Here is an 11,884-nt window from a genome sequence, read left to right on the forward strand (position 1 = left end):
TTTTGTTGAGGCTGAGGCGGTGAGAAATGCTGTGCCAGATCATTATCTCAATACGCAGTATCGTATAAATCAAGGCCAGCTTAGCAATAATCATTCCACCACATTAGGGGCTGTGGTAGAGAAAGTATCTGGTGTGCAAAGTAGCGCCTTTGGGCCAAATGCTTCTCGCCCTATTATTCGAGGTTTGTCGAGCCAGCGTGTGGCAGTGTTAGCGAATAATATGCCAATTAATGATTTAGCCGTGGTGAGCGGTAATTTGGCGACTTCAATTAACCCGTTAAATGCTACGGGGATTGAGATTAGTAAGGGCGGTGCCGCGGTGCTTTATGGCGGAAGAAGCCTTGGTGGGGCAATCAATATTTTAGATGATGCTATTCCAAAACAAATTTCACAAAATAAAATAAGTGGTGAGGTTAGCCTAAATAAAGGTTTTAATGCGCCTAATCAAGGGGCTTTTAAACTGAATATTAATAATGGTGAACATTGGGCATTTTATCTTGATGGTGCAATGAGTAAAATTTCGTCAATAAAAATACCGCACTTTAGTAAAGCAGGTGTGTGTTATGATAAGGCTTATTTGCAGTCTCGCACGGATTTACAGCGTCAATGTCAAGTGAGCATTCCTGTGTTATCTAGCCTTAATCCTGCGTATTTTAAATATATTAGCCAATATTATTTGGATAATTATCAAGATAAAAGTTTGGGGCTAACTGAGGAAGATAAATATACCAATCGTCGTGGGTTTATGGGGGGAAATCCTGAGAATCCACTTTATGTGCCAAACAGTCCTTACTATATGGAAAAATTTGGTGATTTGAAGGAATATCACTCCTACCCCAAAGGAAGAATTCCAAATAGCCATTCTGCAACACGCACTTTTACTCTAGGCAGCAGTTATATTGATCATTTTGGTTATACTGGGGTGTCTTGGCATTATTTTGATACGGATTATGGTGTGCCGGGCTTTGCTTATTTAGCTAGCCAAGCGAATGAGGGATATGCGCCTGTAACAGTGAAAAACCAAACCCACCGTTTGAATTGGGATACCCATTGGGTGATGCCGATCAAAGGAATTGAGAGCGTAGATTTTCAAGTGAATTATCAACACGCGAAGGATCAAGAGTTCTTAGGGGCTGTGATGTCTAATGGTTTTTTGTCTGATAATTATGCTTATCGATTATCTGCAATTCACGCCCCTTTATTTGAGCGATTAATTGGAACTGTTGGTACGGATTTTTCATATCAAAAGGTTAGTGCCAAAGGTCAGGATAGCTACCTTCCCGATTTAAAACGCAAAGCATACAGTATCTTTGCGATTGAAACCCTTGATCTTGCTCCTTTTACGTTGGAGGTTGGACATCGTATTGGAAAAGTGCGTTATCAGTTAGGAGAGTTGCATCGCGAGAGATCGCAAAGTGTTGGAGCTTACTATGCAAAAGATCGTCATTTTTCCTTACAAAATACTCATTTCGCTTTTCAATTTAATCCTAGCGAAAGTAGTTATATTAAGCTTCAGCGTACTTTTGCTGAACGGGCATTAGAAATGAATGAATTGTACGCTAATAATAACCATTATGCTCTGTTGATTGAAGAAAATGGTGATGCACGTTTGCAAAAAGAGAAGAACCATACTTGGGAAATTTCTGCCGGTATTGGGCAAAATGGGTTCAATGGGGCGGTGAGCTGGTATCGAAATCATTTTGATCATTTCACTTATTTAGGTTACACCAGTCTTGTGCGCAATGGTTTAATGGTAAAACAATGGCGTCAAACACCGCTCATCTTAACTGGGTGGGAAGTGGATTTAAGTTATCAATTAGAAACATCGCATTGGGGTGTTTGGAATTGGCATCTCTTCTATGATCATATTAAACAAAAATTGCCACAGCGTTTAACGGGATTAGGCAATTATTTACCGAATTTACCGTCTTCGCGTTTTGGTGGGGATGTGAATATGGAGTATAAAAATTGGCGCGCCTTTCTTGCGGCAACGCATTATAAAACACAGAAGTATGTGAGTAATGAAGTTGATGAGAAGCTAGTTAATCCATCATTTACTTTGGTAGATATGGGCATCAGCTATGTTTACCCTTGGAAACAAAGTGAAATGGAAATTTATTTCCATATTAATAACTTAACTAATCGAGAAGCGCGTTCGAATACTTCTCCATTAAAATTTCTTGCGCCACAGGCTGGGCGAAATGCCGTATTTGGGATAAAAGTGAGCTTTTAGCTTTATGCTCCCTCATCGTTGAAGGTGGGGGAGTTACACAAAGATAAATTGGACAAGTATCATATACAAACCTGTGCCGACAATCATTGATAAAAACATATTCTTTTTCCAAAAATGTAAGCCTAAAACCACCGCACCTGCGATAAAATCGGGCGCGCCAAAATAGGCGGTGGAAAAATCAATGTTTTTATAACAATACACCACTAACATTCCAAACATTGCGGCAGGCAATACTTTACCTAAATAGCGAATATAGGGAGGAGCAGAGCGATGTGCAGGAAAAATAATAAAAGGTAAAATCCGACACAGTTGCACGGCAAAAATGGCAATAATGATAGTAAGGATTTGTTCTGTTAAGGTCATTATTCCACCTTGTTTAATTAGCTGGTTAATTTAGGTCGCCAAAGGGTTAGCGCGACTAAGATTCCGATAAGGGTTGGAATGAGAAAATGATTTTTACCAACCACAATTAAGCACACTAACGCGATACCTAAGCCTAACAAAGAACTTTCGTGTGATTTTTCTTTCAGCCAATTTTCCGCAAAAATAACCAGAAAAAGTGCTGTCATCGCAAATTCAATGCCTTTTAAGTTAAACGGCACGAGATCGCCAAATAAATTGCCGATCACCGCACCAATCACCCAATAACAATGCAAATATAAACTCACAAATAGCATATACCAGCCTTTATCTAAGCGCGGTGGGATTTTTGCCATATAATTGAGTGAAAAACTTTCATCTACCAGCGTGCTGATCAAATACCAGCGTTTTTTACCCAATTTTGAATGGTATTTTTCCAGCATAGAAAGGCTATAAAAGAGCTGGCGTAAGCTCACCATTAAGGTCAGCAAGAAAATATGCAAGGGCGCGAAAGCCATCACTAATGCCCCTGCAACAATAAATTCGACTGATCCCGCGTAAATTAATGCCGCCATAAAAAAGGGATACCACGCGCCAAAACCTAGGGCTTTCATATAAAGGCCGTAAGCCATGCCAAGAAAAAGAAAGCCGATCACCATTGGCAAAGAATAAGGAAATGCTGCCTTGGCTGCCGCCCAAACTGGGCTTGAATATTGTGCTGATTGATTACTACTCATCTAAAACAGATAACCCCGGTAATGTAGAAAAACTTTGTGCTTTCACCGTTTGATAAAAATCATCGACAAAAGCGACATCTGCATCTATTTCACGGAATGCAGCATAAAGATTGCTGTATAACCCTTGTGGAGTGATTTTTCTTGCCACAATATAGCCGCGATCTAAATAAGGTTTTGCTGCCCAAAATGGCAGTGCGGCAATGCCTCGTTTACTGGCAACAAGTTGAATAATGGCAATGGTTAATTCGCTAGTACGGCGAGTTGGATTAATGCCTTGTGGATTTAACACTTTTTTCAGTAAATCCAGCATATCATCAGGTACGGGATAAGTAATTAACGTCTGAGCGATGAAATCTTCCGCTTGCCAAATTTCTTTGTTTGCTAATGGGTGATCTTTGGCACATAAGCCTACCATTTCGTAGGAGAATAACGGCTTATGCACAATGCCAGCGGTTTCCTCTATTTCTGATACCACTGCCCAATCCGCACGATGGCTGAGTAACAAGCCTACGGTATCTGTATGAAATCCTGATACAATATCCAACTCAACTAACGGCCAATTTTGGCGAAAACTATCCATAGCCGGCATCAACCAATCAAAGCAGGTATGGCATTCCACGGCAATACGCAATTCCCCCGCTTCACCTTGTTTAACTCGTGCGAGATCGCGCTCAGCCTCCACAACTTTAGGCAAAATATCATTTGCCAACTTAATTAACCGCTCCCCCGCCGAGGTAAAACGCAGGGGCTGGCTTTTACGCTCAAATAACGGCAAGCCGTATTGCTCTTCCAACAATTTAATTTGATGAGAAAGGGCTGATTGGGTGAGATACACACGCTTTGCCGCCAGCGAAACACTGCCTGTTTCTTTCAGCGCTAAGAGTGTTTTTAAATGGCGCAGTTCTAGAAATATAGGTTTCATTACATTACTTATCACAATCAAAGAATGGTGGGATTATACAATAAAAAGTTAATGCTTTCAGTTAAATAAAAATTGGACTGTTTTGCTTAGTAGTAAATGGATAGCGACATTTTATGATGATGGCGGATTTTACCTGTCGCTTTTATTCTGTGAACGTTATATAATTTATTCCAATCTTACTGTCTCAAGGAAATGAACCGTGCGGAAATCTAACTCTTTTTTTATTGCTGTTTTCGTTGTGCTTTCTAGTTTATGCACCTTGCCTGCACAAGGGAAATTAACCGTCTTTGCTGCTGCCTCAATGACCAATGCGCTAGAGCAAGTGAAAGCGAGCTATCTCAAACTTCACCCTAAAGAAGAGATTGATTTTTCTTTTGCGTCTTCTTCCGTATTGGCACGCCAAATCTCGCAGGGTGCGCCGGCAGATATTTTTATTTCGGCCAATCAAAAATGGATGGATTTTTTAGCCGAGCAGAATGCGATTGACCCCAAAACGCGGGTGAATTTAGTGCAAAATACCTTGGTGATGATCGCGCCGAAAAACAGCAAGATTGAAAGTGTGAAGCTAGAAAATCCGCAATGGCAAGCGAATTTAAAAGAGAGTTATCTCGCCGTGGGCGATCCTGCGTACGTTCCCGCAGGGAAATATGCGCAACAAGCCTTAACCAGCCTAAATCAGTGGCAGGCAGTGGAAGAAAAACTCGCGCGCGCCAATAATGTGCGTGCGGCATTGGCCTTGGTGGAACAAGGGGAAGCGCCCTTAGGTATTGTGTATGGCACCGATGCGGCGGCAAGCCAAAAAGTGAAAGTGGTGGCAATTTTTCCTGCAAATTCTCACGCCCCGATTGAATATCCTGCGACGATTGTAGCAGGGCATCATAACCAAGAAAGTCAAACTTTTTTAGATTATTTAACATCTGACGAAGCGAAGCAAATCTTCACTCAAGCTGGCTTTTCGGTGAAATAAAAGGATTTAATGCAAATGGATTGGCAGATGTTTTTTCATTTTTCCCCCGCTGAGTTGAATGCCATCGCCTTGAGTGTGAAAGTGGCGTTAGTGTCCGTGCTGGCAGGATTACCTTGGGCGATCTTGGTGGCTTGGCTGCTGGCACGGAAAGATTTCTGGGGAAAATCGTTGCTCAACGGCATTATCCATTTGCCTTTGGTTTTACCGCCTGTGGTGGTGGGGTATTTATTGTTAATTGCAATGGGGCGAAATGGCATTATCGGGCGTTATTTATTGCAATGGTTCGATTTTAGCTTTGGTTTTAGTTGGTATGGTGCGGCGTTGGCCTCTGCCATTGTGTCTTTCCCATTAGTGGTGAGATCGATCCGCTTGGCGATTGAAAATGTGGATTTCAAGCTCGAACAAGCAGCGCGCACCCTGGGAGCGTCTGCCTTGAAAACCTTTTTTACCATCACCTTGCCCCTTGCGTTACCCGGCGTGTTGGCAGGCGTTATTCTGGGATTTGCGCGTTCGCTAGGGGAATTTGGTGCGACCATCACCTTTGTTTCCAATATTCCAAAAGTTACGCAAACCATTCCCCTTGCAATGTTTTCCTTTATTGAAACCCCAGGGGCAGAAAGTGCCGCAGCGCGTTTATGTCTCATAGCCATTGCTATCGCCTTGATTTCCTTACTCATTTCTGAATGGTTAGCAAAATACACACAAAAACGCTTAGGACAATCCAATGTTAGAAATTAATGTACGCAAACAATTAGGCAAAATGGCGTTTGCGGTGGATTTGCAGCTGCCCACGCAAGGCGTAACGGCATTATTCGGCTTGTCTGGTTCGGGCAAAACCACGCTGATTAATTTAGTCAGCGGTTTGTTGCAACCTGATCAGGGTTATATTCGTTTGAACGGACGAGCGTTAGTCGATACGCAAAAGCAGATTAATCTTCCGCCTAATCATCGTAATGTGGGCTATGTTTTTCAAGAGGGCAGATTGTTCCCCCATTATTCGGTGAAAGGCAATTTGTGCTATGGAATGAAGCAGAAAGATAGCGCAGAATTTATGCGCATTGTGCAGCTTTTGGGGATTGAACATTTGCTTAAACGCTATCCGATCACCTTATCAGGCGGTGAAAAACAGCGTGTTGCCATTGGACGAGCGTTGCTCAGCCAGCCTGAAATTTTGCTGATGGACGAACCGCTTTCCGCCCTTGATCTGCCGCGCAAATTAGAATTATTAGATTATTTGGATAAACTCGCGCAAGAAATTGCTATTCCCATTTTATATGTTACTCACAGCCTTGAAGAATTAGCACGCTTAGCGCAACAAGTGGTGTTGTTGGATCAGGGCAAAGTGATCGCCTATGATCAGTGGCAAAATATGCAAGACAGCCCATTGTTTGCTCTTTGGCGAGAAAGAGAAAAGTAAAGCGAAAAACAAAAGTGCGGTAAAAAATTTCAACATTTTCCACCGCACTTATTTTCTTTGCTATTTTTCTTTCCTATGATTTTTTCTTCGCTAACATTGTTACAAATTTCATTTTGATGCGATTACCGTTTTCATCGGTTTTGTGCAGTTCGCCCATTTCTTCTTGGTATTTAATCAATTCCCAATCTTGATAATAATTTTTCAGCTCGCCCTCTTTAAAAGTGAAAGAAAACGGCATTGGACAAGGCACATCATCAGTACTCATTGCCGCCACAATCAAGTTATAACCGCCTGCGTTTGTGTGATTTTGCATATTCTCAATAATGGCAGGAATGGCATTGCGGTCAAGGAACATAAACACCACGGTGGAAAGAATAAAATCGTAATTTTCCTGAATATTGGCATCATTGATATTGTAAAGTGCGGTCTGAATATTGAGATTTTCTTTTTCTGCCGTGCTGGTGAGGAAAGCAAGGCTGTTTTCGTTGTGATCCCAAGCGGTAACATCGTAGCCGAGTAGGCTTAAAAAGAGCGAGTTGCGTCCTTGTCCACAGCCAAGATCCAGCACTTTACAAGGGGGGAATAATTTCTACCGCACTTTTCACTTCAGAATGGGTTGGCGTCATATTGTATTTTTTGCTGAAGTAATCTTCTTTTTTGCAATAAAATTCTAAATAACATTCCAGATCATCAGATGCCGCTTCCACGCGGTGCCAAAGTTGAGGTTCAACAAAAGGCGTATCATCTTGCGCGGTGAAAATATGTTCGCTCACCACTTCGCCGTCTTCCGTTAAAACGTAAAACTTCAATTTGCCTTGTAACACGGTGATTTTGCCCCAAGTGCCAACTTTGGTGTTGTGTTTTTCTTGGAACATTTTCGGCAGGCTGTCTTTGTTCCATACAGGCATTTTTTTGTAGCAAATTAATTCATTTTTCATTGTATTTCTCCAAATATGAAAATAGTTGAGTGATATAGTAGGAAATTAATTCGCCTAAGGCAATAAGGCAAGGCAAAAAGTCGCAAAATACCTGCGTAAGATCATTTTTTGCCCTATAAAGATCGTAAAAAAAGGGAAATTTTGCTACAATCCAAGCCTTTATAAGAAGAATTTTTACGCTGTTTTAGCACTTAAAATGGAAAATACCATTTAAAAGGGGATTGGGAGGATTTATGCGTTGTCCTTTTTGTTCAACAGAAGAAACCAAAGTGATCGATAGCCGTTTGGTGTCCGATGGCTTTCAGGTTCGCCGCCGCCGTGAATGTGGCCATTGCCACGAGCGTTTTACCACCTTTGAAATTACCGAATTAGTGATCCCAAAAATTATTAAAAGTGATCAATCCCGTGAACCCTTTGATGAAGAAAAACTGCGCCGTGGTATTCAGCACGCTTTAGAAAAACGACCAGTGAGTTCTGATGATGTGGAAAAATCCATTAACCGCATTATTCATCAACTGCGCGCGACAGGGGAACGTGAAGTGCCAAGCCATTTTGTCGGCCAGCTGGCTATGAATGAGCTAAAAAAATTAGACAAAGTGGCCTATATCCGTTTTGCTTCCGTTTATTTAAGTTTTGACGACATCAACCAATTTACCAAAGAAATTGAGAGCCTGAAGGATTAATATGCAACAAAATGCACAACAATTTACCCAGCAAGAGCAGCAGTTTATGCAAATGGCGTTGGATCTTGCTAGCCAAGGGCGTTTTACCACCACGCCAAATCCTTCCGTGGGCTGCGTTTTGGTAAAAGGCGGCAAGGTGATCGGAAAGGGGTTTCATCTAAAAGCAGGGCAGCCCCACGCAGAAGTAATGGCATTGCGTGAAGCTGGGGAAAATGCGCGTGGTGCAACGGCTTACGTTACCCTTGAGCCTTGTTCCCATTTTGGCCGCACGCCACCTTGTGCCAAAGGATTAATTGAAGCAGGCGTGGCGAAAGTGATTGCCGCAATGACCGATCCCAATCCGCAAGTAGCAGGGCGTGGATTGAAAATGCTCGAACAAGCTGGCGTGCAAACTGCGGTGGGATTATTGGCCGAAAAAGCAGAGTTGCTCAACCAAGGTTTTCTAAAAAGAATGCGTAGCAATCGCCCATTTGTGCAACTGAAAATGGCAATGAGCATTGATGGACGCACCGCAATGGCAAGTGGGGAAAGTAAATGGATCACGGGAGAGCAGGCTCGCCAAGATGTGCAGCAATACCGTGCGGCCGCTAGCGCAATTCTTTCTACCAGCCAAACGGTGCTAATGGATAATCCTATGTTAAATGTACGTTGGGAGCAACTTCCGTTGAGTGTTCAGCAACAATATCCTGATAGTGAACTGCGTCAGCCTGTGCGGATCATTTTAGATAGCCAACACCGCGTAACGCCAGAATGTCAATTATTTCAACAACCTACGCCAGTTTGGTTGGTGAGTTCTGGTGCAAGAGATATGCAAGGTTTCCCTGATTTTTGCCAAGCAATACAGATTGAAAAAAGTGCGGATTTTTTCACCGCACTTTTAACCGAACTGGCGGAACGCCAGATTAACAGCGTATGGATTGAAGCGGGCGCACAATTAGCGGGGGCGTTGATTGAAGCAAAATTGGTTGATGAATTAATCGTTTATATTGCGCCGAAATTATTAGGCGATGCAGGCAAAGGACTGTGCCATTTGCCTCATTTACACAAATTGGCTGATGCCCCTTTATGGCAGCTGCAATCTGCAACGCCAGTGGGGGAGGATTTAAAGCTCATTTATCAGCCGAAAAACTAACCCAAGTTCAAATTTAACAAAAGTAAAGCAACAACCAGAAAAAACAAAAAATACAAAGAGAATCAGAATGTTAAGAAAGATTATCCAATCGATCATCATTGGTTTACTTGCCGCAGGGGCAATTTTGTTGATTAGCCCTTCCCTGAAGCAAGGTCAGCCTTTGTTTCAAAAAGAAATCTTTTCTTTTAAAGATGCGGTTCGGCTTGCCTCGCCTGCTGTGGTGAATGTGTATAGTCAATCTTTCACTTCAGTGAGTGGACAACCGCAGATCACTAATCTTGGCTCAGGCGTGATAATGGCGAAAGAGGGGTACATTCTCACTAATAAACACGTTATTCAAAATGCCGATCAAATTGTGGTGGCAATGCAAAATGGACGAATTTTTGAAGCGAGTTTAATTGGCTCTGATAATCTCACCGATTTAGCTGTGCTGAAAATCCGTGCAGATAACCTGCCGACCATTCCTAACACCAAGCGTAAATTGCACGTTGGTGATGTGGTGCTGGCCATTGGTAATCCTTATAATTTAGGACAAAGTGTTTCGCAAGGCATTATCAGTGCCTTAGGGCGCAACGCTGTAGGCGATTACATTGGACGACAAAATTTTATCCAAACAGATGCGTCCATTAATCGCGGAAATTCTGGCGGCGCGCTGATAAATTCCCTTGGCGAATTAGTGGGAATTAGCACCCTGAGTATTGGTAAAAATGCCAATGAAATTGCCGAAGGGCTGAATTTCGCCATTCCCATTGATCTTGCCAATGACGTAATGAAAAAAATTATCCGCGATGGACGCGTGATCCGCGGTTTCCTAGGTATTCAAACGGACGTATTGTTTAGCGATGGGCAAGCGAGCAGCAAAGGCATTGAAATCACCAGTGTGAGAGAAAACAGCCCTGCGGCTAAAGCAGGCTTGCAAGCGGGTGATATTATGTTGCAATTTGGCGATATTAAAGCAGAATCGCCCGCGCAAATGATGAATGTGATCAGCAACACCAGACCAAACACCAGGGTGAATATGGTGATTTCACGCTTAGGGAAAATAATTACATTACCTGTAACCATTGAGGAATATTCGGTGAATTAAATGTCTTTACAATCTCTACAACCTAGCCATTTTTTTGCTTGTTTGGATCGTTTGAAACTCATTCAACGCTGGTCTTTAATGCGTAATATTGAAAAAGAAAATCTTGCCGAACACAGCCTGCAAGTGGCATTTGTGGCGCATATGCTAGCGGTGATCAAAAATAAATTTTATTCAGGGCAGGTGAACCCTGAACGCATTGCCGTAATGGCAATGTATCACGATAGCTCAGAAATTTTTACCGGTGATTTGCCTACGCCAATTAAATATTTTAATGACAGCATTACTCAAGCCTATAAAGAGATCGAAAGTGCGGCGGAATTTCATTTATTGAGTTTATTACCTGAAGAACTGCAAGCTGATTTTGCTCCTTATTTACATAGCGAGCAGTTTTCTGATGAAGAAAAACACCTTGTAAAACAAGCGGATCTGCTTTGTGCTTACATTAAAGCGAAGTTTGAATTGGAGCAGGGGAATCAAGAATTTTCATCAGCAAAAACGCGTTTAGAAAAATTAATGGCAGAATGGCACAGCGAAGAAATGAATTATTTTATTCAAGTGTTTATTCCGAGTTTTGGGCGTAGCCTTGATGAAATTGCGTTGTAATGGCTGAATTAATAAGTGCGGTGGAAAATTTCAAAAAATTCCACCGCACTTTATTTTTGCTTTAATGTGATGACATTTTCTCGTTTTTATTCTGATTAAACCAAGCCAGATAATCAAATTGATCATAATAGCGTTTGCCAAGCCAGCCAGAATAAGCAAAAAGATCACCGACACAATCTTGTTGTTCAAAGCCTTTAATATAAAAAGCAGAACGAATTTCGGGATAAGGTTTGTGGGTGAATACCACTTTGTTTTTGTAAGGCAAGGCATCAAAATCGTTGAGATCTTGTTCTGTACAGCCATCGCGATCGGTCATAATGATAAAAAGATTATCGAAATCAATACGTTGTGAACGCTGTTGCCATTTTTCTTGAGCTTGTTGAGCATTGGCATAATGCACAAAATGGATTTTTATATCATCTAAATAAGCCACAGGGTAGGGCTTATCGTTATCTTCTACAAATTTTAGCGGTTGTTGCTGATAGTGTTCAATGCGTTGCAAATAACGAATGAAATCTTGTGGCTTAAGGTATAAATTCACAAAAGGTGAATTGAATGGTTGCCCTAAATCGTGCAACATAAATGCCCCATTGCAATTACTGGCTAATACGCTCATTCCCTTATTTTTCAAGCTATTACGAAGTTTGGGATTAATGAAAAGTTTGCGCATTAGCGCGCTGATTTTAGTTTTGATGAAAGAAAATAACATTATTAATCCTTTAACCGTTCTTTTTCTTGCTCAATGGCTTTTTGGCGGCGGCGGTTTAATTCTTCGCGGATTTTTTCTTTTTGAAATCCGTCAGCA

General features: G+C 41.8%; 11 protein-coding genes and 2 pseudogenes. 8 read left to right on the forward strand and 5 right to left on the reverse strand.

Annotated elements, in window-relative coordinates:
• Window positions 1–2,233: TonB-dependent receptor (locus C3Z13_RS07220; protein ID WP_103855477.1), on the forward strand; the 2,233-nt coding region annotated here is incomplete at its 5' end.
• Window positions 2,234–2,266: 33 nt separating this feature from the next.
• Here C3Z13_RS07220 and C3Z13_RS07225 read toward each other — a convergent pair.
• The 3 genes from C3Z13_RS07225 to C3Z13_RS07235 are packed head-to-tail and all read right to left on the reverse strand — an operon-like array spanning window position 2,267 to window position 4,252.
• The gene (locus C3Z13_RS07225) at window positions 2,267–2,596 is read right to left on the reverse strand and encodes a branched-chain amino acid transporter permease (RefSeq protein ID WP_103855478.1); all 330 of its coding nucleotides are present in this window, start codon (window positions 2,594–2,596) and stop codon (window positions 2,267–2,269) included.
• Between the two features lie 17 nt (window positions 2,597–2,613).
• On the reverse strand, window positions 2,614–3,330 hold the full coding sequence (locus C3Z13_RS07230; RefSeq protein ID WP_103855479.1) for an AzlC family ABC transporter permease: 717 nt from the start codon (window positions 3,328–3,330) through the stop codon (window positions 2,614–2,616).
• Complete coding sequence (locus tag C3Z13_RS07235; protein ID WP_103855480.1) at window positions 3,323–4,252, reverse strand: LysR family transcriptional regulator; 930 nt, start codon at window positions 4,250–4,252, stop codon at window positions 3,323–3,325. The genes C3Z13_RS07230 and C3Z13_RS07235 overlap by 8 nt, the downstream gene beginning before the upstream one ends.
• A gap of 199 nt (window positions 4,253–4,451) precedes the next feature.
• On the opposite strand from C3Z13_RS07235, the gene modA reads away from it, so the two are divergent.
• From modA to modC, 3 genes and pseudogenes are all read left to right on the forward strand, one after another.
• Window positions 4,452–5,219, forward strand: a complete 768-nt coding sequence (gene modA, locus C3Z13_RS07240) for a molybdate ABC transporter substrate-binding protein (RefSeq protein WP_103855481.1) — start codon at window positions 4,452–4,454, stop codon at window positions 5,217–5,219.
• A gap of 15 nt (window positions 5,220–5,234) precedes the next feature.
• A complete protein-coding gene (gene modB, locus C3Z13_RS07245) occupies window positions 5,235–5,957 on the forward strand; it encodes a molybdate ABC transporter permease subunit (protein ID WP_103855487.1) in 723 nt (240 codons plus the stop codon).
• Window positions 5,944–6,621: pseudogene (gene modC, locus C3Z13_RS07250) on the forward strand (molybdenum ABC transporter ATP-binding protein); the annotation flags it as partial. The gene modB and the pseudogene modC, both read left to right, overlap by 14 nt.
• Before the next feature lie 88 nt (window positions 6,622–6,709).
• Here modC and tehB read toward each other — a convergent pair.
• Window positions 6,710–7,574, reverse strand: a pseudogene (gene tehB, locus C3Z13_RS07255) (SAM-dependent methyltransferase TehB).
• A gap of 233 nt (window positions 7,575–7,807) precedes the next feature.
• On the opposite strand from tehB, the gene nrdR reads away from it, so the two are divergent.
• The 4 genes from nrdR (at window position 7,808) to yfbR (ending at window position 11,079) form a co-directional block, all read left to right on the forward strand.
• Window positions 7,808–8,257, forward strand: coding sequence for a transcriptional regulator NrdR (nrdR, locus tag C3Z13_RS07260; protein WP_103853080.1), 450 nt, complete (start codon window positions 7,808–7,810; stop codon window positions 8,255–8,257).
• Between the two features lies 1 nt (window position 8,258).
• Window positions 8,259–9,389 carry a bifunctional diaminohydroxyphosphoribosylaminopyrimidine deaminase/5-amino-6-(5-phosphoribosylamino)uracil reductase RibD gene (gene ribD / locus C3Z13_RS07265; protein WP_103855483.1) on the forward strand — a complete coding sequence of 377 codons (1,131 nt, stop codon included), beginning with the start codon at window positions 8,259–8,261 and terminating at the stop codon, window positions 9,387–9,389.
• A gap of 67 nt (window positions 9,390–9,456) precedes the next feature.
• Entirely contained in the window at window positions 9,457–10,476 is a 1,020-nt protein-coding gene (degS, locus tag C3Z13_RS07270; protein ID WP_103855484.1) for an outer membrane-stress sensor serine endopeptidase DegS, read from the forward strand.
• Window positions 10,477–11,079 (forward strand): 5'-deoxynucleotidase, encoded by a 603-nt coding sequence (yfbR, locus tag C3Z13_RS07275; protein WP_103855485.1) that lies wholly within the window; start codon window positions 10,477–10,479, stop codon window positions 11,077–11,079.
• Window positions 11,080–11,140: 61 nt separating this feature from the next.
• Here yfbR and C3Z13_RS07280 read toward each other — a convergent pair whose 3' ends face one another.
• Complete coding sequence (locus tag C3Z13_RS07280) at window positions 11,141–11,788, reverse strand: DUF1919 domain-containing protein (RefSeq protein WP_181022028.1); 648 nt, start codon at window positions 11,786–11,788, stop codon at window positions 11,141–11,143.
• Between the last annotated feature and the right edge of the window lie 96 nt (window positions 11,789–11,884).

It is taken from the genome of Avibacterium endocarditidis (assembly GCF_002921145.1).
Taxonomy (GTDB): Bacteria; Pseudomonadota; Gammaproteobacteria; order Enterobacterales; family Pasteurellaceae; genus Avibacterium; species Avibacterium endocarditidis.

Coding starts and splice junctions, on each gene's coding strand:
- nrdR (WP_103853080.1), top strand. CDS start 7,808: ATGCGTTGTCCTTTTTGTTCAACAGAAGAAACCAAAGTGATCGATAGC.
- yfbR (WP_103855485.1), top strand. CDS start 10,477: ATGTCTTTACAATCTCTACAACCTAGCCATTTTTTTGCTTGTTTGGAT.
- ribD (WP_103855483.1), top strand. CDS start 8,259: ATGCAACAAAATGCACAACAATTTACCCAGCAAGAGCAGCAGTTTATG.
- modB (WP_103855487.1), top strand. CDS start 5,235: ATGGATTGGCAGATGTTTTTTCATTTTTCCCCCGCTGAGTTGAATGCC.
- degS (WP_103855484.1), top strand. CDS start 9,457: ATGTTAAGAAAGATTATCCAATCGATCATCATTGGTTTACTTGCCGCA.
- C3Z13_RS07235 (WP_103855480.1), bottom strand. CDS start 4,252: ATGAAACCTATATTTCTAGAACTGCGCCATTTAAAAACACTCTTAGCG.
- C3Z13_RS07225 (WP_103855478.1), bottom strand. CDS start 2,596: ATGACCTTAACAGAACAAATCCTTACTATCATTATTGCCATTTTTGCC.
- C3Z13_RS07230 (WP_103855479.1), bottom strand. CDS start 3,330: ATGAGTAGTAATCAATCAGCACAATATTCAAGCCCAGTTTGGGCGGCA.
- C3Z13_RS07280 (WP_181022028.1), bottom strand. CDS start 11,788: ATGTTATTTTCTTTCATCAAAACTAAAATCAGCGCGCTAATGCGCAAA.